Source organism: Pseudomonas sp. B37(2017) (assembly GCF_002112885.1).
Classification (GTDB): Bacteria; Pseudomonadota; Gammaproteobacteria; order Pseudomonadales; family Pseudomonadaceae; genus Aquipseudomonas; species Aquipseudomonas paraglycinae.
Genome location: NZ_NEIX01000011.1, coordinates 103,009 through 124,982, shown reverse-complemented (window position 1 = coordinate 124,982; position 21,974 = coordinate 103,009). Strand labels below are relative to the sequence as shown.

At 60.1% G+C, this 21,974-nt stretch carries 21 protein-coding genes; 11 read left to right on the top strand and 10 right to left on the bottom strand.

Annotation, left to right across the window (positions count from 1 at the left end; genetic code table 11):
- Nucleotides 1-14: 14 nt before the first annotated feature.
- On the bottom strand, nt 15-1,094 hold the full coding sequence (gene trmA / locus CAF90_RS24030) for a tRNA (uridine(54)-C5)-methyltransferase TrmA (RefSeq protein WP_085608720.1): 1,080 nt from the start codon (nt 1,092-1,094) through the stop codon (nt 15-17).
- On the bottom strand, nt 1,091-2,386 hold the full coding sequence (locus tag CAF90_RS24025) for an NCS2 family permease (protein ID WP_085608719.1): 1,296 nt from the start codon (nt 2,384-2,386) through the stop codon (nt 1,091-1,093). The genes trmA and CAF90_RS24025 overlap by 4 nt, the downstream gene beginning before the upstream one ends.
- Nucleotides 2,387-2,606: 220 nt before the next feature.
- Between CAF90_RS24025 and CAF90_RS24020 the strand changes: the two genes are divergently transcribed.
- On the top strand, nt 2,607-3,056 hold the full coding sequence (locus CAF90_RS24020; RefSeq protein ID WP_085608718.1) for a DUF4879 domain-containing protein: 450 nt from the start codon (nt 2,607-2,609) through the stop codon (nt 3,054-3,056).
- 67 nt (nt 3,057-3,123) lie between these two features.
- Nucleotides 3,124-3,675 carry a DJ-1 family glyoxalase III gene (locus CAF90_RS24015; RefSeq protein WP_085608790.1) on the top strand — a complete coding sequence of 184 codons (552 nt, stop codon included), beginning with the start codon at nt 3,124-3,126 and terminating at the stop codon, nt 3,673-3,675.
- A 5-nt stretch (nt 3,676-3,680) separates the two neighbouring features.
- Here the strand turns inward: CAF90_RS24015 and CAF90_RS24010 are convergent, their stop codons facing one another.
- Entirely contained in the window at nt 3,681-4,919 is a 1,239-nt protein-coding gene (locus tag CAF90_RS24010; RefSeq protein ID WP_045121629.1) for an MFS transporter, read from the bottom strand.
- Nucleotides 4,920-5,319: 400 nt separating this feature from the next.
- On the opposite strand from CAF90_RS24010, the gene CAF90_RS24005 reads away from it, so the two are divergent.
- The 3 genes from CAF90_RS24005 (at nt 5,320) to CAF90_RS23995 (ending at nt 8,012) form a co-directional block, all read left to right on the top strand.
- Nucleotides 5,320-6,756, top strand: a complete 1,437-nt coding sequence (locus tag CAF90_RS24005; RefSeq protein ID WP_085608717.1) for a cytochrome ubiquinol oxidase subunit I — start codon at nt 5,320-5,322, stop codon at nt 6,754-6,756.
- Between the two features lie 3 nt (nt 6,757-6,759).
- Nucleotides 6,760-7,767, top strand: coding sequence for a cytochrome d ubiquinol oxidase subunit II (cydB, locus tag CAF90_RS24000; protein WP_085608716.1), 1,008 nt, complete (start codon nt 6,760-6,762; stop codon nt 7,765-7,767).
- Between the two features lie 77 nt (nt 7,768-7,844).
- Nucleotides 7,845-8,012 carry a DUF2474 domain-containing protein gene (locus CAF90_RS23995; protein ID WP_007950992.1) on the top strand — a complete coding sequence of 56 codons (168 nt, stop codon included), beginning with the start codon at nt 7,845-7,847 and terminating at the stop codon, nt 8,010-8,012.
- 69 nt (nt 8,013-8,081) lie between these two features.
- On the opposite strand, the gene CAF90_RS23990 is transcribed toward CAF90_RS23995, so the two are convergent.
- Complete coding sequence (locus tag CAF90_RS23990; protein WP_085608715.1) at nt 8,082-9,206, bottom strand: class I SAM-dependent methyltransferase; 1,125 nt, start codon at nt 9,204-9,206, stop codon at nt 8,082-8,084.
- A 175-nt stretch (nt 9,207-9,381) separates the two neighbouring features.
- Nucleotides 9,382-10,089 (bottom strand): autoinducer binding domain-containing protein, encoded by a 708-nt coding sequence (locus tag CAF90_RS23985; protein WP_085608714.1) that lies wholly within the window; start codon nt 10,087-10,089, stop codon nt 9,382-9,384.
- Between the two features lie 296 nt (nt 10,090-10,385).
- Between CAF90_RS23985 and CAF90_RS23980 the strand changes: the two genes are divergently transcribed.
- Nucleotides 10,386-11,162: a ferredoxin--NADP reductase gene (locus CAF90_RS23980; RefSeq protein ID WP_085608713.1), complete on the top strand. Its 777-nt coding sequence runs from the start codon at nt 10,386-10,388 to the stop codon at nt 11,160-11,162.
- A gap of 32 nt (nt 11,163-11,194) precedes the next feature.
- On the opposite strand, the gene mscL is transcribed toward CAF90_RS23980, so the two are convergent.
- Entirely contained in the window at nt 11,195-11,608 is a 414-nt protein-coding gene (mscL, locus tag CAF90_RS23975) for a large-conductance mechanosensitive channel protein MscL (RefSeq protein ID WP_085608712.1), read from the bottom strand.
- A 285-nt stretch (nt 11,609-11,893) separates the two neighbouring features.
- Here mscL and katB point away from each other — a divergent pair, with 285 nt between their 5' ends.
- Nucleotides 11,894-13,432 (top strand): catalase KatB, encoded by a 1,539-nt coding sequence (gene katB / locus CAF90_RS23970; protein ID WP_085608711.1) that lies wholly within the window; start codon nt 11,894-11,896, stop codon nt 13,430-13,432.
- Nucleotides 13,433-13,575: 143 nt separating this feature from the next.
- Nucleotides 13,576-14,943 (top strand): DNA repair protein RadA, encoded by a 1,368-nt coding sequence (gene radA / locus CAF90_RS23965; protein WP_007950985.1) that lies wholly within the window; start codon nt 13,576-13,578, stop codon nt 14,941-14,943.
- On the opposite strand, the gene CAF90_RS23960 is transcribed toward radA, so the two are convergent.
- Nucleotides 14,944-15,312, bottom strand: coding sequence for a PilZ domain-containing protein (locus CAF90_RS23960; RefSeq protein ID WP_085608710.1), 369 nt, complete (start codon nt 15,310-15,312; stop codon nt 14,944-14,946). It abuts the gene before it with no gap.
- Between the two features lie 159 nt (nt 15,313-15,471).
- Between CAF90_RS23960 and CAF90_RS23955 the strand changes: the two genes are divergently transcribed.
- The 3 genes from CAF90_RS23955 (at nt 15,472) to yjiA (ending at nt 18,893) form a co-directional block, all read left to right on the top strand.
- Entirely contained in the window at nt 15,472-17,538 is a 2,067-nt protein-coding gene (locus CAF90_RS23955) for a carbon starvation CstA family protein (RefSeq protein ID WP_007950983.1), read from the top strand.
- Between the two features lie 15 nt (nt 17,539-17,553).
- On the top strand, nt 17,554-17,751 hold the full coding sequence (locus tag CAF90_RS23950; protein WP_003228401.1) for a YbdD/YjiX family protein: 198 nt from the start codon (nt 17,554-17,556) through the stop codon (nt 17,749-17,751).
- 161 nt (nt 17,752-17,912) lie between these two features.
- Nucleotides 17,913-18,893, top strand: coding sequence for a GTPase (gene yjiA, locus CAF90_RS23945; RefSeq protein WP_371915876.1), 981 nt, complete (start codon nt 17,913-17,915; stop codon nt 18,891-18,893).
- 113 nt (nt 18,894-19,006) lie between these two features.
- On the opposite strand, the gene CAF90_RS23940 is transcribed toward yjiA, so the two are convergent.
- From CAF90_RS23940 to CAF90_RS23930, 3 genes are read right to left on the bottom strand one after another with little or no spacing between them, the layout of a single operon-like run.
- Complete coding sequence (locus CAF90_RS23940; RefSeq protein ID WP_085608709.1) at nt 19,007-19,717, bottom strand: GntR family transcriptional regulator; 711 nt, start codon at nt 19,715-19,717, stop codon at nt 19,007-19,009.
- Nucleotides 19,718-19,741: 24 nt separating this feature from the next.
- Nucleotides 19,742-20,446: a FadR/GntR family transcriptional regulator gene (locus tag CAF90_RS23935; RefSeq protein ID WP_007950980.1), complete on the bottom strand. Its 705-nt coding sequence runs from the start codon at nt 20,444-20,446 to the stop codon at nt 19,742-19,744.
- 49 nt (nt 20,447-20,495) lie between these two features.
- Nucleotides 20,496-21,809 carry a C4-dicarboxylate transporter DctA gene (locus tag CAF90_RS23930; protein WP_085608708.1) on the bottom strand — a complete coding sequence of 438 codons (1,314 nt, stop codon included), beginning with the start codon at nt 21,807-21,809 and terminating at the stop codon, nt 20,496-20,498.
- Nucleotides 21,810-21,974: the final 165 nt, after the last annotated feature.

Below are 21,974 nucleotides of genomic sequence, written 5' to 3'. Positions count from 1 at the left end.
TCTGGCACCTGCGATCAACGTCGGGTCAACAGCACGCCGGATTCCATGTGGTGAGTCCACGGGAACTGATCGAACAGCGCGCAGCGGGTGATACGGTGCGTGTCGTGCAGTTGGGCGATGTTGGCCGCCAGTGTCTCCGGGTTGCAGGAGATGTACAGGATGTTATCGAAGCGACGGGTCAGTTCGCAGGTGTCCGGGTCCATGCCGGCCCGTGGCGGGTCGACGAACACGCTGCCGAACTCGTAGCTTTTCAGGTCGATGCCGTGCAGGCGACGGAACGGGCGAACTTCGTTCAGGGCTTCGGTCAGCTCTTCGGCGGACAGGCGCACCAGAGTCACGTTATCCACAGCGTTTTCGACGAGGTTGCTCAACGCGGCATTGACCGAGGTCTTGCTGATTTCGGTGGCCAGCACTTTGCGCACGCGGGTTGCCAGCGGCAGGGTGAAGTTACCGTTGCCGCAGTACAGCTCCAGCAGATCGTCGCTGCGATCGCCCAGCGCTTCGTATGCCCAGTTGAGCATCTTCTGGTTCACGGTGCCATTGGGTTGGGTGAACGCGCCTTCCGGTTGGCGATAGCTGAATGTGCGACCGCCAACTTCGAGTTTCTCGACCACGTAATCGAGGCCGAGCACTTCGCGCTTGCCCTTGGAGCGACCGATGATGCTGACGCCCAGATCCGCCGCCAGTTTGGTGGCTGCCGCGTGCCAGTGCTCGTCCAGCGGACGGTGATAGCACAGGGTGATCATCGCGTCGCCGGCCAGGGTGGTCAGAAACTCCACCTGGAACAACTTGTGGCTCAGCGCCGCGCTGGCCTGCCAGGCAGCCTTCAATTGCGGCATCAGCTGGTTGATGCGCAGGCTGGCGATCGGGAATTCCTCGATCAGGATCGGCGTGCGTTTGTCGTCCTGGGAAAACATCGCGTAATGACGTTCACCGCCCTCGCGCCACAGGCGGAATTCGGCGCGCAGACGGAAGTTCTGCAAAGGCGAGTCGAAAACTGTCGGCTCCGGTGCATCGAACGGGGCCAGCAGGTCACGCAGGCGCGTGACCTTGTCTTCGAGTTGTGCGGCGTAGGCCTGGGAATCAAAAGTCATGCGTTGAACCAACCCAGCTTGATCACGAACAGAATCGACAGGATCACCAGCGCCGGGTTCAGCTCACGGGCGCGGCCGGACAGCAGTTTGATCGCAGTCCAGGCGATGAAGCCGAAGGCGATGCCGTTGGCGATGGAATAGGTGAAAGGCATCGCCAGAGCGGTGACCACAACCGGCGCGGCGACGGTGATGTCTTCCCAGTCTATTTCCGCCAGGCCCGAAGTCATCAGCACGGCGACGAACAGCAGCGCCGGCGCGGTGGCGAACGCCGGTACGCTGGAGGCCAGCGGCGAGAAGAACAACGCCAGCAGGAACAGGATCGCGACGACGATGGCGGTCAGGCCGGTGCGGCCCCCGGCGCTCACGCCCGCAGCGGATTCGATGTAGCTGGTGGTGGTCGAGGTACCCAGCAGCGAACCGGCCATTGCAGCGGTACTGTCGGCGATCAGCGCACGGCCCATTTTCGGCATGTGGCCGTCCTTGCCCATCAGGCCGGCGCGCTTGGCGACGCCGATCAGGGTGCCGGAGTTGTCGAACAGGTCAACGAACAGGAAGGCGAAAATCACGCTGACCAGACCAATGTCCAGTGCGCCCTTGATGTCCAGTTGCAGGAAGGTCGGGGCCAGCGAAGGTGGCATCGAGGTCACGCCGCCGAACGGGGTGAAGCCCATCACGATGGAAACGATGGTCACCGCGAGAATGCCGATCAGCACTGCGCCGCGCACTTTCAGGGCTTCAAGGGCAACGATCAGGGCGAAACCGAGAGTGGCGAGGATCGGGGCCGGTTGTTTCAGGTCGCCGAGGCCAACCATGGTCGCCTGGTTACTGACCACGATACCGGCGTTGTGCAGGGCGATCAGCGCCAGGAACAGGCCGATACCGGCAGCAATTGCCGAACGCAGCGGCAGCGGGATGCTGTTGATGATCCACTCACGGATGCGGAAGATCGACAGCAGGAAGAAGCACACGGCCGAAATGAACACCGCGCCCAGCGCTACCTGCCAGGTGTGGCCCATGTGCAGCACGACGGTGTAGGTAAAGAAGGCGTTCAGACCCATGCCCGGTGCGAGAGCGATCGGGTAGTTGGCGATCAGGCCCATGACCGTGGAGCCGATGGCGGCTGCCAGGCACGTGGCGACGAACACCGCGCCTTTGTCCATGCCGGTCTCGCCGAGGATGCTCGGGTTGACGAACAGAATGTAGGCCATGGCCAGGAAGGTCGTGACGCCCGCGAGAATCTCGGTCCGCACGTTGGTGTTGTGTGCCTTGAGTTGAAACAGCCTTTCCAGCATGTCTGCTCCCCGTGGCGCGCGTGGCGCCGTGAATGTATCGACCTCAACAGCAAAGCACAGACCGTCGCAAGCGCCTGGAAAATTGTGGTGGGCCGGAAAAAGCCGCGCATCATACCAGCAGCGTGAGGAAGATGGCGGATGTTGGTGTCGATCGTCGGCGAAGTTTTGCACCACGACTAACTACGCCATACTGCGCGCTGTTTTTTCGGGGATGGATCGCATGAACAAGGGTTGGATGAAGACCGCTGGACTGATGGCCTTGCTGCTGGCCGGTGTACCGGCGGCACTCGCAGCGTCGGCACCGCCATTGAGCGAGGTGAAAGTCATCAAGGTTCAGTCGTCGTCCTGCGGGCTCGAAGACATTACCGATGGCCAGGTGCAGACCCGTTGCGATCACAGCGCGCCGGGCATCAAGGTGTACGTGCTGGAAATCGGTTATGGCCAGAGTCAGCCTCAGGCAGCGCTGGACGGTTTCGAAGTGAACGGCACCCGGAGTCCGGTCTGTGCCTTCGATAATGGCAACCTGACCGAATGCACGCCAGGCGCGAAGACCGTCGGTTCGCTGTACACCTTCGATCTGACGACTCGTCAGGAAGGCACCTTTACCTTCAGCAACACCTCGATCAACGCCCCGCGCAACACGATGTCGACCCAGCTTTACATCAAGTAACGGCTGTCGCCGAACAGGGCAGGGTAAAGCTGACTACGCTTTAAAGATCACCCAGCGGATGGCGCCCATGACCTTTAGAGCCCTGATTACCCTCGCCGAGGGCATCGATGATCTGCAATGCGTGACCCTGATCGACGTGCTGCGCCGCGCCGGCATCGAAGTGGTGGCGGCCAGCATCGAAGGCCGGCGCATGCTGACCTGCGCCCGAGGCACGCGCCTGACTGCCGACGGCATGCTCATTGATGTTCTGGCCCAGACTTTCGACCTGATCGTCCTGCCGGGCGGAGCGGTCGGCGCACAACACCTGGCCGCGCACCAGCCTCTGCAACAACTGCTCAAGGACCAGGCCAGTGCCGGACGACTTTTCGCCGCCATCGCCGAAGCCCCGGCGGTCGCCCTGCAAAGCTTCGGTGTATTACGTCAACGCCGGATGACCTGCCTGCCCGCCACTAGCCATAACCTCTCCGGTTGCACGTTTGTTGATCAACCGGTAGTGGTGGACGGCAATTGCATCACCGCCCAAGGTTCCGGCGCCGTGCTCGCGTTTGCGCTGACGCTGGTCGAGCAACTGGCGGGCAAGGCCGTCAGAGCGAAAGTGGCGGGGGAGTTGCTGGCCTGAGAGCGTCAGGCCTTCACCTCTTCCACCGGCACATGCATCCGGTCGCGGTTGGCCAGGGTCGGGAACAGTTTGATCCAGGTTCCGGTCACCACCAGCGTGCCGATGCCGCCCATCACCACTGCCGGCACGGTGCCGAACCAGTGCGCGGTGAGGCCGGATTCGAATTCGCCCAACTGGTTCGAAGCGCCGATGAACAGGCCGTTCACCGCGCTGACCCGGCCGCGCATTTCGTCCGGGGTTTCCAGTTGCACGAACGAGGCTCGGATCACCATGCTGATCATGTCCGCCGCGCCGAGCACCACCAGCACCGCCAGCGAGAACCAGAACGACGTCGACAGACCGAAGGCGATGGTGGCCACGCCGAATACACCGACGGCAGTGAACATCACCCGGCCGACGTTTCGCTCAACGGCAAATCGCGCCAGGAACAGCGACATCATCAACGCCCCGACCGCCGGCGCCGAACGCAGCAGTCCCAGCCCCCACGGCCCTGTCAGCAGAATGTCCTTGGCGAACACCGGCAACAGCGCCGTAGCGCCGCCGAGCAGCACGGCGAACAGATCCAGCGAAATCGCCCCGAGAATGTCCGGGCGGCTGCGAATGAAACGAATCCCCGCCAGCAACGAATCCAGCGTCGCCTTGCCTTTGTTCAGCGGTGTTTGTCGCGCGGGCAGGTTGAGCATCAGGGTGCAGGCGATCACATACAGAATGACCGTCGGGCCATAGACCCACACGCTGCCGAAGGCATAAAGAAGACCGCCGAGCGCCGGGGCGACGATGGTGGCCGATTGCTGTGCAGATTGCGCGGCGGCGACCGCCCGTGGGAACAATGCGCTGGGCACGATGCTCGGCAGCAGCGCCTGAGTGGTCGGCATTTCGAACGAGCGCGCGGCGCCCAGCAAGAACGCCAGAATAAAGATCATTTCCCGGGTGACATGGTCGGTGGCGCTGCCGATGGCCAGTGCCAGGGCAATCAGTGCCTGCAACGACTGGCAGATCGCCGCGACCTTGCGCCGGTCGTAGCGATCGGCAACGTGGCCGGTGTGCAGCATGAACAATACGCGTGGCGCGAATTCCACCAGTCCGACCAGACCCAGGTCGAGCACGTTGCCGGTCAGTTGATAGAGATTCCAGCCGATCGCCACGGTGAGCATCTGAAAACCGCTGGCGGTGAAGATCCGGGCAAACCAGAACGCAAGAAAGGGACGGTGGTGACGTAACAGCAAGGGCTCTTGGCTGGGCATTTGCGGGCCGGTCTTGATCGAGGGGAACCGCGAGATTATCACCAGTCTGTAACAGGAAGTTGCTATGACAAAAAATTTAGTTAGCCAGACATCGATTTTTCCGCGCCCGGACACCGAACCCGGCCACCGATGTATTTCAGGGCGTTGCCAGGACTGTGAGGCAACTTGTCACGCGGCAAAAGACCACGCGGTTCCCCGTCGGAAATGGGACTACTCTTTCAACGTTGATTGATCCAGATCAAGACCCTTCGCGGAACTGATCCGGGACCCGTCGGCAGACTCCCTGCGTCGCGATGCCTGTAAAAAGAAGAACGAATCCGAGTTCGCCGCACTCCATACCCGTGGGGGCAGTGGTCCAAGGCCGCCAGTCTTGGAACCGTTATCTGATAGAGGAAAGCTTATGTTCGGTTTAGAGGCCCTGGATCTCGCCCGAATTCAGTTCGCGTTCACCATCTCGTTCCACATCCTGTTCCCGGCGATCACCATCGGTCTTGCGAGCTATCTCGCGGTGCTGGAAGGCCTGTGGCTGAAAACCGGCAACGACACCTACCGTGACCTCTACCATTTCTGGTCGAAGATCTTTGCCGTCAACTTCGGCATGGGCGTGGTCTCGGGACTGGTCATGGCCTACCAGTTCGGCACCAACTGGAGTCGCTTCTCGGACTTCGCCGGTTCCGTCACCGGCCCGTTGCTGACGTATGAAGTGCTCACGGCGTTCTTCCTCGAAGCCGGTTTCCTGGGCGTCATGCTGTTCGGCTGGAACAAGGTCGGACGCAAGCTGCACTTTTTCTCCACGGTCATGGTGGCCATCGGCACGCTGATTTCGACGTTCTGGATTCTCGCCTCCAACAGCTGGATGCAGACGCCACAGGGCTTCGAGATCGTCAACGGCCAAGTGATCCCGACCGACTGGCTGGCAATCATCTTCAACCCGTCGTTCCCGTATCGCCTGATGCACATGGCGACGGCGGCGTTCGTCGCGACAGCATTCTTCGTCGGCTCGTCGGCGGCCTGGCACTTGCTGCGCGGCAAGGACAACCCGGCGATTCGCACCATGCTGTCGATGGCAATGTGGATGGCGCTGATCGTTGCGCCGATTCAGGCGGTCATCGGTGACTTCCACGGCCTCAACACCCTCAAGCATCAGCCGGCAAAAATTGCCGCGATCGAAGGCCACTGGGAAAACCATGGCGACGAAGCGACGCCGCTGATCCTGTTCGGCTGGCCGGACATGAAGGAAGAGAAAACCAAGTACGCGGTGGAGATCCCTTACCTCGGCAGCCTGATCCTGACCCACTCGCTGGACAAGCAAGTCCCGGCGCTCAAGGAATTCCCGCCGGAAGACCGGCCGAATTCGACCATCGTGTTCTGGTCGTTCCGGATCATGGTCGGCCTCGGCTTCCTGATGATCTTCACCGGCCTCTGGAGCCTGTGGCTGCGCAAGCGCGACACGCTCTACACGTCGCGGCCGTTCCTGTACCTGGCGTTGTGGATGGGGCCGTCCGGTCTGATCGCGATCCTGGCGGGCTGGTTCACCACTGAAATCGGTCGTCAGCCGTGGGTGGTCTACGGGCTGATGCGCACGGCGGACGCGTCTTCCAACCACAGTTTCATGCAGATGAGCATCACGCTGATCATGTTCGTGGTGGTGTACTTCGCGCTGTTCGGTGCGGGTCTGGGCTACATGATGCGCCTGGTGCGCAAAGGACCGAAGACCGACGAAGGCAAGGAAACCAACGAAGGTGGTCCTGGCCAGAAACGTACGCCGGCCCGTCCGTTGTCCGCTGCCGACGACGATGGTGCCGAACACGACCGCAGCCTGACCAAGGAGATTTGAGTCATGGGTATTGATCTTCCGCTGATCTGGGCCGTGATCATCATCTTCGGCATCATGATGTACGTGGTCATGGACGGTTTCGACCTGGGGATCGGGATTCTCTTTCCGTTCATCCCCGGCAAGACCGACCGCGACGTGATGATGAACACCGTCGCCCCGGTATGGGACGGCAATGAAACCTGGCTGGTACTGGGCGGCGCGGCTTTGTTTGGTGCGTTCCCGCTGGCCTATTCGGTGGTGCTGTCGGCGCTGTACCTGCCACTGATCTTCATGCTGATCGGGCTGATTTTCCGCGGCGTGGCGTTCGAGTTCCGCTTCAAGGCCAAGGACGACAAGCGTCACCTGTGGGACAAGGCGTTCATCGGTGGTTCGGTGGCGGCGACGTTCTTCCAGGGCGTGGCGCTTGGCGCGTTCATCGACGGCTTGCCCGTGGTCAACCGGCAATACGCCGGTGGTTCACTGGACTGGCTGACGCCGTTCACGCTGTTCTGCGGTGCCGCGCTGGTGGTGGCGTATGCCTTGCTCGGCTGCACTTGGCTGATCATGAAGACCGAAGGCAAGTTGCAGGAACAGATGCATAACCTGGCGCGTCCTCTGGCCTTCGTGCTGCTGGCGGTGATTGGCGTCGTCAGCCTCTGGACGCCGCTGGCCCATCCGGAAATTGCGACGCGCTGGTTCAGCATGCCGAATCTGTTCTGGTTCATGCCGGTGCCGATTCTGGTGCTGGTGACGATGTACGGTCTGATCCGCGCGGTGGCGCGCAATGCCAACTACATGCCGTTCCTGTTGACCCTGGTGCTGATCTTCCTCGGCTACAGCGGTCTGGGCATCAGCCTGTGGCCGAACATCGTGCCGCCGTCGATCTCGATCTGGGACGCCGCTGCACCGCCGCAAAGCCAGGGCTTCATGCTGGTGGGCACGCTGTTCATCATCCCGTTCATCCTGGGTTACACCTTCTGGAGCTACTACGTGTTCCGCGGCAAGGTCACCCACGAAGACGGTTATCACTAAGCAAAACCCTGTGGGAGCGAGCTTGCTCGCGATGGCGTCGGTAGCGGCGCCATCCATCTTGAAGAGGTTTAAAGAAAATGACCGGCAAACATTCCCTGCACGACATTGAAGAAGCCGAAAAAAAGCCGCTGTGGCAGCGGCTCGGCTGGTTGGCCATGATCTGGGTCGGCAGCGTCGGTGCACTGTTCATCGTCGCCAGCCTGATGCGCATGTTCATGAATGCAGCAGGCCTGACCACGCACTGAGACTTCCCATCCCGCTGCCTTGCGGCACGGATTTTTGACCCTCCGACCGGAGGGTTTTTTTTGCCCGGATTATTTGCGCGCCTTGAGGATCACGAACTTCGGCGTAGCCGCGACTTGCTCGACACCCCGGAACAGCCGCGCCAGTTTGCTGTGATAACCCAGGTGACGGTTGCCGACGATGTACAGCGCACCGCCGACGACCAGCGCTTCGCGGGCCTGCTGGAACATGCGCCAGGCGAGGAAGTCGCCGACCACCTGTTGCTGGTGGAACGGCGGGTTGCACAGCACCACGTCCAGCGACTGTGCCTCCTGGCCGGCCAGACCGTCGCCGGCGCGCACGATCACTTCACGCTCACCCAGCGCCGCGCGCCAGTTTTCGGCTGCTGATTGCACGGCCATGAACGATTCATCCACCAGCGTGTAATGCGCATCGGGGTTTTGCAGGGCGCTGGCGATGGCCAGTACGCCGTTGCCGCAGCCGAGGTCTGCGACTTGTGCCGAGCCAAGGTTTTTCGGCAGGTGCGGAAGGAAGGCGCGGGTGCCGATGTCCAGGCCTTCACGGCAGAACACGTTGGCGTGGTTGAGCAGTTCGATGGCCGGCTCGTCGAGGCGATAACGGGTCGGGTAGGGCGAGACGGCGGGTGCCTTGGCCTCGGGCGTGGCGATCAGCAAACGTGCCTTTTTCACCGCCAGTGAAGCCTGAACCGGGCCGATGTAGCGTTCCAGCAGGTCACCTGCGGCACGAGGCAAATGCTTGACCATCGCCGCTGCTACCACCTGAGCGCCGGGTGCCAATTGACCCTGCAAGCGAATCAGTTGCTCTTCCAGCAGCGCCAGGGTTTTCGGGACGCGGATCAGCACCCGGTCGAACGGCCCGACCAAGGGCTCGCTGGCGGGAATACCGCGCAGCGCATCGAATGCCTGACCGTTACGCAGCAGGTTCTTTTCCAGCCCCTGAAACGCCAGGAACGAATCACCGCTGGTGCTGACCTGCACCTTGCCCGAGAGGCTGATGGCCAGTGCGCCGAAACTGTCGTTGAGCACCAATACTCGGGTATCCGCCGGCAGATTCTGTTCGGCCAGATGATTGAGCAGGTATTCGTCGGCTGCGTCGAAGGCTTGCAGCGGTTCGTTCTGCTGTTCGGGCTGGCGGATCAGATCGAGCTGGGCGAAGGGCGTATCGAGCAAAGGCATGGGGCGGGGACTCTGGGTAATCGACGGATGTCCCGCAGCCCAGGGTGTCGTGCGGCGGAACCGACCGAGTGGACAACGGCGTGAACGGTCACGACATCACTCAGGAAGGCTGCAAATGGTACGTTTTTTTTGTTGGCAATACTCGTCTGATTTCAGTGCAGTGGAAGAGGGCGGCCTAGAGATATCCGGCCTTGGAGGCGGCGATGACGGCTGACATCTTGTTGCAGGCGTTGAATTTGGTGATCAGGTTTTTGATGTGATAGTTCACGGTCCGTTCCGCGACATTCAGGATCTGACCGATTTCCCAGGCTGTCTTGCCCAAGGCGCACAGCTTCACGATTTCGAGTTCCCGTATAGACAATCGTACGGGCGGTGGTTTGGCCAGCATTGGCGGGAACGCGATGAGGAACAACGCGCACAAGTGTTGCAAGACGTATTGCAACACACCGTATTGATCGTACAGTTCCAATGCGAAAACTTCGCAATAGGGCCGCGCCAGGCTGATTGTGCAGCACAAGTCATTTTTTTCGTCGTGAAACGACTGCGACCAGCCGTGTTCCATCCTGTGATTTTGAAGCGCACTCCACATGCGCGGTGTCTTCGAGAAGGCTTTCCTGCTCCAGAGAAATGGCAGCATGGACCTCTGGCAATAAGTTGTTATCGGGTCATCTGCGCTGTAGTTATTTTGATACTCCTCATTCCAAGCAGGTGTGAAGTTGTTGATAAAAAAGGGTTTGAATGACGGTAGTCGCGGCCGCGAGACTTGAATGCCGCAATACTGGAAACCTATATTGTTGGCAAAATTTCTTAAAATCGGGAAGGCGTTATCGATTTCCTTCGCGCGAGTGATCTGTTCTATCTGGGACTCCTTCCACCTTTCCATTTCGGAATGTTCTCCATAAACAAGTTCACGAGGGTGTCTATTGGATCCAAAGGGACGGACACGCAGACGAGTGTAGGACGCTTCTTACGAGTCGCTTGGATTTTTTTGTTCTTGGAGAGTGAATCTGTTTGGAATATCTACACCAGTCGTTTATATGGGGTTGTTCATATAAATGTTTGACCTTCAAGTCAGTAAGGTCTCTGTAATAGTGGCACTTTGAAATGCCATTACAAACTGTCGGTGTTCCATTACGTAATTATGAGTAACAATCGGTTCATTGTTGATGGAGTGAATCGATGACCGCCAGCAGCGAAAAATTCAGCCGCCAGACATTGCTCGATGTACAACCGCTGACCCCGAACCTGTTTACCCTGCGTACTACGCGGGATACCGGTTTCCGCTTTCGCGCCGGGCAATTCGCCCGGATTGGCGTGACCCGTGAGGACGGCAGTACGGTGTGGCGCGCCTATTCGATGGTGTCTTCGCCGTTCGACGAGTTTCTGGAATTCTTTTCCATCGTGGTGCCGGGTGGTGAGTTCACCAGCGAACTGAGCCGGCTGAAGGCAGGGGATAGCTTGCTGATCGAGCGCCAGGCCTTTGGTTATCTGACGCTGGATCGCTTCATTGATGGTCGCGATCTGTGGCTGTTATCCACAGGCACGGGGGTGGCACCGTTTCTGTCGATCCTTCAGGACTTCGAAGTCTGGGAAAAGTTTGAACGAATCATTCTGGTCTACAGCGTGCGAGAGGCTCGAGAGCTGGCTTATCAAACACTGATTGCCGAGCTGACGCAGCGTGACTACCTGACCGAATATGCACACAAATTCCAGTTCATTCCGGTGGTCACCCGTGAACCGTATGCGGGCGCCCTCAACGGACGCATCACCACGCTGATCGAAAATGGCGAGCTGGAGAGGGTGGCAGGCGTCGAGCTGACCCCTGCGCATTCGCGGGTCATGCTCTGCGGTAATCCCCAGATGATCGATGACACCCGGGCCTTGCTCAAGCAACGCGGCATGGCCTTGAGTCTGACGCGGCGACCGGGACAGGTGGCGGTGGAAAACTACTGGTAAGAAAACGGCGCCCTCAGGCGCCGTTTAAGTGTTCAAGGCCGGTTGTTCTGAGCCTTGAGCAGATCGCGGATCTCGCCCAGCAGTTCTTCTTCCTTGGTCGGTACCGGCGGCAGGGTAGGCGCCACGGCTTCTTCGCGCTTCAGGCGGTTGATGGCTTTGACGCCCATGAAGATCGCGAAGGCTACGATCACGAAGTCAAGAACGCTCTGGATGAATTTGCCGTAGGCCAGCACCACCGCAGGGGCAGTGCCCTCGGCAGCTTTCAGCGTAATGGCCAAGTCACTGAAATCCACCCCGCCAATCAGCAGGCCGATGGGCGGCATGATCACGTCGCCGACAAACGACGAAACGATCTTGCCGAAGGCCGCACCGATAATGATACCGACGGCCATGTCGACCACATTGCCTTTGACCGCGAAGGCCTTGAACTCGCTGAGCACGCCCATAGTTATTTCCTTGTTACAGATGAGTTTGGTGTACGCAGTGTAAATCAGCATAACGCGTCCTGCGCGTAACACCTTCTTACAAAGCCTGTTTTTATCGACACACCATTTCGCAATTAGTTTGCAAAGTGCCACTAATCGCGCGCGGAATACGCCTCAAACCGCTGATTCCGAAGAAAAAATATTCAATCACGGCGTTGTGATCTTTCTATTTAGGTTTGGCGAATCGAGCTTCTAGCCTCTGTCTGGCGCACCTGGATGCGCCTCAAAAAAACAGAGGAACCTGAAATGAATTCCACGCTTGGTTCAGGGGTTATTCCCCGTCGCACCGTTGGTGTATTGGCCGCCAGCCTGTTGACCCTTTCCGTGAATGCCGCGCCGCTGACCCGTGACAACGGTGCGGCGGTCGGCGACAACCAGAACTCGCAAACCGCCGGCGCCAACGGCCCGGTACTGTTGCAGGACGTGCAACTGATCCAGAAGCTGCAACGCTTCGACCGCGAGCGCATTCCCGAACGCGTTGTGCATGCCCGAGGCACTGGTGCCCATGGTACGTTCACTGCGACCAACGATCTGAGCGATCTGAGCAAGGCCAAGGTGTTTACTGCCGGCCAGGTCACGCCGGTGTTCGTGCGTTTCTCGGCGGTGGTTCACGGCAATCACTCTCCGGAAACCCTGCGTGACCCTCGGGGTTTCGCGACCAAGTTCTACACCGCCGACGGTAATTGGGATCTGGTGGGTAACAATTTCCCGACGTTCTTCATCCGCGATGCGATCAAGTTCCCGGACATGGTGCATGCCTTCAAGCCCGATCCGCGTACCAACCTTGACGATGATTCGCGCCGCTTCGACTTCTTCTCCCATGTACCGGAAGCCACTCGCACATTGACGGAGTTGTATTCCAACTCGGGAACACCGGCCAGTTATCGGGAGATGGATGGCAACAGTGTGCATGCCTACAAGTTGGTCAATGCCAAGGGCGATGTTCACTATGTGAAGTTTCACTGGAAAAGTTTGCAGGGCATCAAGAATCTCGATCCGCAACAAGTTGTGCAAGTTCAGGGCCGGGATTACAGTCACATGACTCACGACTTAGTAACAAATATTAACAAAGGTAATTTTCCCAAGTGGGACTTGTACGTCCAAGTCTTGAATCCGAAAGATTTGTCCAAGTTTGATTTCGATCCTCTTGATGCAACCAAGATCTGGCCAGGTATTCCTGAGCGAAAAGTTGGACAAATGGTCTTGAACCGCAATCCTGCGAATGTCTTCCAGGAAACCGAACAAGTGGCCATGGCACCCTCGAATGTGGTGCCGGGCATCGAGCCTTCGGAAGACCGCCTGCTGCAAGGCCGGATATTTGCCTATGCCGATACGCAAATGTATCGCCTCGGCGCCAACGCCCTGCAATTGCCGATCAATGCCGCCAAAACCGCCGTCAACAATGGCAATCAGGATGGCGCGATGAATGTTGGTGCGAGCAGCTCGGGCGTCAACTATCAGCCAAGCCGTCTGCAACCTCGTGAAGAGACGCCAGGTGCGCGATACAGCCAGACCGCGCTGCAGGGCAGCACGCAACAGGCGAAGATCCAGCGTGAGCAGAACTTCAAACAGGCCGGTGATCTGTATCGCTCGTTCAGCAAGAAGGAACGTCAGGATCTGATCGAGAGCTTTGGCGGTTCGCTGGCGGGCGCCGATGACGAGAGCAAGCACATCATGCTGTCCTTCCTCTATAAGGCGGATCCGGAATACGGCGCCGGTGTGACCAAAGTGGCCAAGGGTGATCTGGATCGGGTCAAGGCCCTGGCGGCCAAACTGGTCGACTGATAGCGGCCCTTTCAAGCCCCGGCAATTGCCGGGGACTGACCGGCAGCAGCGCCGCGCGTCTGGCCAGCGGAGAAATCCGTCCCGGCGCGCCGCGCTGATCGACGATGGCTGCGTTATCATCGCTGTTTTTGCCGGGGGTTCAGATGGCCAAGGCCAAGCGCATGTACGGCTGCACCGAGTGCGGCGCAACCTTTCCCAAGTGGGCCGGGCAGTGCGGCGAATGCGGCGCCTGGAACACCCTGACCGAAACCATGGTCGAGAGCGGCGGTGCCGCCGCCCCGAGCGGGCGTACCGGCTGGGCCGGGCAGCAGGCCCAGATCAAGACCCTGGCCGAAGTCAGCATCGAAGAGATTCCGCGTTTTTCCACAGCCTCCGGCGAACTCGACCGAGTGCTCGGCGGTGGTCTGGTGGACGGTTCGGTGGTGCTGATCGGTGGGGATCCGGGTATCGGCAAATCAACGATCCTTTTGCAGACCCTGTGCAACCTCGCCAAGAGCATGCCGGCGCTGTACGTCACCGGTGAGGAATCCCAGCAACAGGTCGCCATGCGCGCGCGCCGCCTGGGCCTGCCGCAGGATCAACTGCGGGTCATGACCGAAACCTGTATCGAAACCATCATCGCCACCGCCCGTCAGGAAAAACCCAAGGTGATGGTGATCGACTCGATCCAGACGATCTTCACCGAACAACTGCAATCGGCGCCGGGCGGCGTGTCCCAGGTCCGCGAAAGTGCGGCGTTGCTGGTGCGTTACGCCAAGCAAAGCGGCACGGCGATTTTCCTGGTCGGCCACGTGACCAAGGAAGGCGCGCTCGCAGGGCCGCGGGTTCTGGAGCACATGGTCGATACCGTGCTGTATTTCGAAGGTGAGTCCGATGGCCGGTTGCGTTTGCTGCGAGCGGTGAAAAACCGTTTCGGCGCGGTCAACGAACTCGGCGTTTTCGGCATGACCGACAAGGGCCTGAAAGAAGTCTCCAACCCTTCGGCGATTTTTCTCACCCGCGCTCAGGAAGAAGTCCCGGGCAGTGTGGTGATGGCAACGTGGGAAGGCACCCGGCCGATGCTGGTGGAAGTTCAGGCGCTGGTGGATGACAGCCATCTGGCCAACCCGCGTCGGGTGACGCTGGGTCTGGATCAGAATCGTCTGGCGATGCTGTTGGCGGTGCTGCACCGTCATGGCGGCATTCCGACTCACGATCAGGACGTGTTCCTCAACGTGGTCGGCGGGGTGAAAGTACTGGAAACCGCGTCTGACCTGGCCTTGATGGCCGCCGTCATGTCGAGCCTGCGTAACCGGCCGTTACCCCATGACTTGCTGGTGTTCGGTGAAGTCGGCCTGTCCGGCGAAGTGCGCCCGGTACCGAGCGGTCAGGAGCGATTGAAGGAAGCCGCCAAGCACGGCTTCAAGCGCGCGATTGTGCCCAAGGGCAACGCGCCGAAGGAAGCGCCTCCAGGTTTGCAGATCATTGCGGTGACACGACTGGAGCAGGCGCTGGACTCGCTGTTCGAGTGATCAGACGTCTATCAGCGCCGCGAGCTCGCGTTCCAGTTCGGTTTCGTCGGCCAGATTGAGTTCGATCAGGCGACGCAGGCGCTGAATCGACTCCAGGCTGATATGCCGGCACACGAAACCGAGCTGGCCGTGATCTTCATGAGCCAGTTGCACATCCATCTCGATGTGTACGTCCTCGCTCAGATGAATATCGACGAAAAAATCCTGCTCGGAATTGCCCAGCCAGGGCTCGGGCCGCTCGATCAACAGCCCCTTGAGCGACAGATCGATCAGCTTCACCGGCCAGATGTACTCGCCCTGGCTCAATTCGGTTCGGGCATCGAACGCGATACGTTTGAAGCGGCGACGCTCGGACGGGTGCTCGCTCATGGCGCAATCCTCAGGAAGGTCAGCTGACTATAGACCCGACCGGCGGGGTGTTGCCAACGAATGGACTGTCTAGACCAATGTCGGGGTATGGCCTTTGCCGCCAACAGCGCTAAACTCGGGGTGGCTGTCTTTCTTGTCCACCCTGGCTGGAATAATAAAATGAAAAATAATAATAGCCTGCTACGCCACTTACCCTGGCTGCTGCTGGCAATCGTAGGAGCGTGCGCCCTTGGCGTAGTGGCATTGCGCCGAGGCGAGGCGATCAACGCCTTGTGGATTGTGGTCGCCGCCGTGGCCATTTATCTGGTTGCGTACCGTTACTACAGTCTGTTCATCGCTAACAATGTGATGCAACTCGATCCGCGTCGGGCCACCCCCGCCGTGCTCAACAACGACGGTCTGGACTACGTTCCAACCAACAAACACATTCTCTTCGGTCACCACTTCGCGGCCATCGCCGGCGCGGGGCCGCTGGTCGGCCCGGTACTGGCGGCGCAGATGGGCTATCTGCCCGGCACGCTGTGGCTGATTGCCGGCGTGGTGCTGGCGGGCGCGGTGCAGGACTTCATGGTCCTGTTCATGTCGACCCGTCGCAACGGCCGTTCCCTGGGCGACATGGTGCGAGAAGAAATGGGCCGTATCCCCGGCACCATCGCGCTGTTCGGCTGCTTCCTGATCATGATCATCATCCTCGCGGTGCTGGCGCTGATCGTGGTGAAAGCCCTGGCTGAAAGCCCGTGGGGCATCTTCACCGTGATGGCGACCATCCCGATCGCGATGTTCATGGGCATCTACATGCGCTACATCCGTCCGGGCCGCATCGGCGAGATCTCGGTAGTCGGCGTGTTGCTGCTGCTGGGTTCGATCTGGCTGGGCGGGCAGATTGCCGCCGATCCGGTCTGGGCCAAGGCCTTCACCTTCACTGGCGTGCAGATTACCTGGATGCTGGTCGGTTACGGTTTCGTCGCCGCTTCGCTACCGGTGTGGCTGATTCTGGCGCCGCGTGACTACCTCTCCACTTTCCTCAAGATCGGTACCATCGTCGCTCTGGCGATCGGCATCCTGGTGACCATGCCCGAGCTGAAAATGCCGGCCCTGACCCAGTTCGTCGACGGCACCGGTCCGGTGTGGAAGGGCGGTCTGTTCCCGTTCCTGTTCATCACCATCGCTTGCGGTGCGGTCTCCGGTTTCCACGCGCTGATCTCTTCCGGGACCACGCCGAAACTGCTGGATAACGAAACCAACGCCCGCTACATCGGTTACGGCGGCATGCTGATGGAATCGTTCGTGGCCATCATGGCCATGGTCGCTGCCTCGGTGATCGAGCCTGGCGTGTACTTCGCCATGAACAGCCCGGCCGCCGTGGTCGGCGGTGACGTGGTGTCTGTGGCAACCGCAGTCAGCAACTGGGGCTTTGCAATTACCCCGGAAGCCCTGCAAGCCGTGGCGCATGACATCGGCGAAACCACCATCCTGGCCCGTGCCGGTGGTGCGCCGACCCTGGCGGTCGGTATCGCGCAGATCCTGCACAGTGTGCTGCCGGGTGAAAACACCATGGCGTTCTGGTACCACTTCGCGATCCTGTTCGAAGCGCTTTTCATCCTGACCGCAGTCGATGCCGGTACCCGTGCCGGTCGCTTCATGCTGCAGGACCTGCTCGGCTCCTTCGTACCGGCGCTGAAACGTACCGAATCCTGGTCCGCCAACCTGATCGCCACCGCCGGTTGTGTGGCGATGTGGGGCTGGTTGCTGTATCAGGGCGTGGTCGATCCACTGGGCGGTATCAACACCTTGTGGCCGCTGTTCGGCATCTCCAACCAGATGCTGGCGGGTATCGCGCTGATGCTCGGCACCGTGGTCCTGATCAAGATGAAGCGCCAGCGCTACATCTGGGTCACCCTGCTGCCGGCCACCTGGCTGCTGATCTGCACCACGACCGCTGGCTTCATCAAGCTGTTCGACGCCAACCCTGCGATCGGCTTCCTGTCGCTGGCCAAGAAGTACAGCGATGCACTGGCCAACGGTCAGGTGCTGGCGCCGGCGAAAAGCGTCGAGCAGATGCAACACGTGATCTTCAACGCCTACACCAACGCTACATTGACCGCGCTGTTCCTGTTCGTGGTATTCAGCATCCTGTTCTATGCGCTCAAGGTCGGCATCGCCGCCTGGGGCAAAAAAGAGCGTACGGACAAAGAATCGCCATTCCAGGCCCTGCCGGACGCGTAACCAGAGGATTGCAGCATGTTCAATGACCTGAGTCGCCTCGGTAAATACCTCGGTCAGGCCGCGCGCCTGATGGTCGGCATGCCCGACTACGACACCTACGTCGAGCATATGCAGACCAAACACCCGGACAAACCGGTGATGAGCTACGAGATGTTCTTTCGCGAACGTCAGGAAGCCCGTTACGGTGGCAAGGGTGGGCCGAAGTGCTGTTGATCTGACAGCCTTCGGTTGATGCAGTCCCCAACTGTGGGAGCGGGCTTGCTCGCGAAAGCGGTGTGTCATTGAGCAATGATGTCGACTGACACGACCCTTTCGCGAGCAAGCTCGCTCCCACATTTGTTTTGTGTTGTTCATCAATTTTGTGAAGGGGATCGATGTTGTCTTCTCCAATACCTGTAACGGTGCTCAGCGGTTTCCTCGGCGCCGGCAAGACCACCTTGCTGCGCCATCTGTTGAAAGCCGAGCACGGCCTGAAAATCGCCGTGATCGAAAACGAATTCAGCGACGCCGGCATCGACACCCAATTGCTGGGCGACGAGCCGGTGCAAGTCATGACCCTGGCCAACGGCTGCGTCTGCTGCACCATCCACACCGATTTGACCAAGGCTCTGTATCTGCTGCTCGAACGGCTGGACAGCGGCGAAATCGCCTTCGATCGGCTGGTCATCGAATGCACCGGCCTGGCCGACCCGGCCCCGGTGGCACAGACCTTTTTCATCGACGAAGAACTGCGCGAGCGTTACCTGCTCGACGGCATCATCACCCTCGTCGACGCGGCCCACGCCGAGCTGCACCTGACCCAGACCATCGCCCAGGCGCAGATCGGTTTTGCCGACCGCTTGCTGGTGAGCAAGACCGATCTGGTGGACGAGGCTGCCTTCACGGCGCTCAGCGAACGACTGACCCGCATCAACCGCCGCGCACCGATCCGCGTGGTCGAACACGGCAACATCGATCTGGCTGAATTGCTCGATGTGCGCGGTTTCAACCTGAACGCCGATCTCGGCGGCGGGGTAAGCCTGCGTCCAGTCAGCAAGGCGCCGTCCATCGACCGGATTTCCAGCCTGGTGCTGCGTACCGATCAGCCGCTGGATATCGATCAGCTCAGCGAATTCATGAACGAGTTGCTGGAAGAGCACGGCAAGCAATTGCTGCGCTACAAGGGCGTGTTGAACATCGCGGGCGAAGATCGGCGGCTGGTGTTCCAGGGCGTGCTGAAGCTCTACGGCTTCGACTGGGACACCGAGTGGCCCGAGGGCGAGACGCGGGAAAGCGTGATCGTGTTTATCGCCGACGATTTGCCGGAAGAGAAAATCCGGGCGGGGTTTGCTCGGGTGGCAGCACAGCAAAACTGAATTTGTGGAGTCTCGAAGGGCCTCTTCGCGAGCAAGCCCGCTCCCACAATAGATCGCATTATGTCAGGAAGAATGCAGTTCATTGTGGGAGCGGGCTTGCTCGCGAAGGCGTTCTAACCAGCAACACAATATCCAGACTCTGAACCCAGCAGTGCCTGCTCCAGGTGATCCAGATGACGGTTCATCAGCGACACCGCCTCGGCAGCGTCATCACGCTCGATCGCCTCGACGATCCGGGCGTGATCCTGCCAGCCGCAACAGCTGTGCGTGATTTCAGTGCATCGCGCAATCGCCAGTGAAGTCAAAGGCACCAGCGTGCCGAGAAAATGCGCCAACGGTGCATTCCGCGCCATTTTCGCCACCTGCAAATGAAACTCCCCGGACAGGCGAATCGCCGCCCCGCGCCGATCTTTATCCACAGCCTGGCGTTCGCGTTCGATCAACGCTCGCAGGCGCTTCAGATCTTCAGCCTGCGCATGCTGACAAGCCAATCGCACCAGCGTGTTCTCGGCCAGACGCCGGGCGTGCAGGGCCTGACGTGTCTGCTCGGCATCCGGCGCGGCCACTCGCGGTCGGTGGTTGGCCCGCAGCACGATGATCTGTTCGTGGGACAGCTGGGTCAGCACCCGACGCACATCAGCGCGGCTGACGCCGAACATCTGCTTGAGACTTTCTTCGGTGAAACGGCTGGCGGCATCGATGCGTTGCTCGAGGATTGCGTCGAACAGGCGCGGATACAGATCGTCCACCGGCGCTTGCAGGCGGGAGAAGGGCAGGGCCGCCGAGGTCGGGCGAGGGTGCGACGGCGTGGCAAGACTGTTCATGGCCGGTCTCCAGTGTGAGGCGTTTCAGTGGCTCAGGTTGTCATCCGGAATATTCAGCTCGATGCCCATCCGCTGGCCCTCACGCAAAATGTGCCGGCGCATTTCGGCGCTGGCCTGAGCGCTGTTCTTGCTGCGGATCGCGCGCACCACGGCTTCGTTTTCCTCAAGGCGTTCGGCCAGGTGCTCCGGCGAATTGCGCAGTACCTCGGCGCTTTGCTTGAGGGCGTTGCTGGTCTGTTGCACCACGCTCTGGAAAATCGGGTTCGAGGTCAGGGTGAACAGTTCTTCGTGGAAGGCGATGTAGGCGCTGACCCCGGCCTCGCTGTCGCCGGCTTCGAGGGCTTCGCGCATGTCCATCAGGGTCAGGCGCAATTGCCCGACTTCCTTGCTGCTGATCGACTGCGCCACCAGACCGACGATGAACGGTTCAAGGGTGTAGCGCAGTTGCAGCACGTCTTCGAGGCTGGCGCCGGCCACTGCGCTGTCGTGGCTTTGGCTGTCACTGGCTTGGGCGTCGAGAACCACCACGCCTTTGCCGGGCATCGAGCGCACCAGGCCAAGGGTTTCCAGCACGATCACCGCTTCGCGCAGGCTCGGGCGGCTGATGCCCAGTTGCTCGGCCAGCTCGCGCTGACCCGGCAGCATCTCGCCGGAGCGCCACTGACCACGGGCCAGCGCGGCCCGGAGTTTTTCCACCACTGAGTTGACGACGGTTGATGTAGTAATCACGTGTTCGCTCCATGAGCCGTGCCTGCATTGGCGCAGGCACGGCGCTCATTCAGAATTCTTTGGCCGCCGCTTGAGCGACCGTTTTTCTCGGCTGAAAGTTATAGCCCTGCTCGCCGTTGAGCACCTTGTTCGCCCGCTGCACGTCGATGTCCTTTTCCCAGCGGGCGATGGCCACGGTGGCGACGCAGTTGCCGATCAGGTTGGTCAGCGCGCGGCCGATGCCCATGAACCAGTCCACCGCCAGCACCAAAACTAGGCCGACCACCGGAATCGCCGGGATGGCCGTCAGCGTGGCCGCGAGAATCACCAGCGCCGACCCCGGAATGCCGTGGGCGCCTTTGGAGGTAATCAGCGACACCAACAGAATCGTCAGCAGATCGGTCATGGCCAGCGGCGTGCCGGTGGCGTTGGCGATGAACACGATGGCCAGGGTCAGGTAGATCGAAAAACCGTCGAGGTTGAACGAGTAACCGGTCGGAATCACCAGCCCGACGGTCGAGCTGCCGATGCCCAGATGTTCAAGCTTGCGCATGATCTGCGGCAGCACGGCATCGGAGGAGGCGGTGCCCATGACGATCAGCAGCTCTTCACGCAGGTACTTGAGCAACGGCCACATGCGCAGACCGGAAAGACGCATCACCAGACCGAGAATCAGCGCGACGAAGGCGATGCAGGTCAGGTAGAACAAACCGACCAGACTGCCCAGATGTTGCAGCGAATCCAGGCCATATTTACTGGTGGTGAAGGCGATGGCACCGAACACACCGATCGGCGCCAGACGCACGATCATGCCCATGATCCGGAAGATCACATGGCTCAGCTCGTTGATCAGCCGCGAGATCCCGGAAGCCGCTTCGCCCACCAGATTCAACGCGCTGCCGAACAGCACCGAGAACAGCAGCACCTGGAGGATATTGTTATCGGCGAAGGCGCCGAGTACCGAGGTCGGGATCAGGTCCATCAGGAACTGGGTGGTAGTGTGCATGTGCTGGCCGCGCTCGGCGATGTCGCCCATGTCGGCGGCGGACAGCTGCTCCAGATGGATGTTGGCGCCGCTGCCGATCCCGGTGCTGAACGCGAACACCAGACCGATCACCAGCGCGATGGTGGTCAGCACTTCGAAGTAGATCACCGACTTGAGGCCGATGCGCCCGACCTTCTTCAGGTCGCCGGCGCCGCTGATGCCGCTGACCACCACGCAGAACACGATCAGGCCGATGAGCATCTTGATCAGTTTGATGAAACCGTCGCCGAGCGGTTTGAGCTGGGCTGAGTATTCAGGAAGGGTCAGCCCGCAGACGATGCCGAGCACCAGTCCGAGAACCACTTGGAGGAAGATTGAACGCGAGCACCATCTGAGCATGGGAGGAATCCTGGTCGGTGTCCTGGCTGCCGTGCGCGGGGCGCATCAGATTCAGGACTTAATTATTGTGGTCTTACCGGTATGTCCAGTGCGGGTGCAGTCTAGGCGCTGTTTTTTACGGATCGCAAGTGAAAAATGACGAATTGGCATGACCGGTCTGACCAG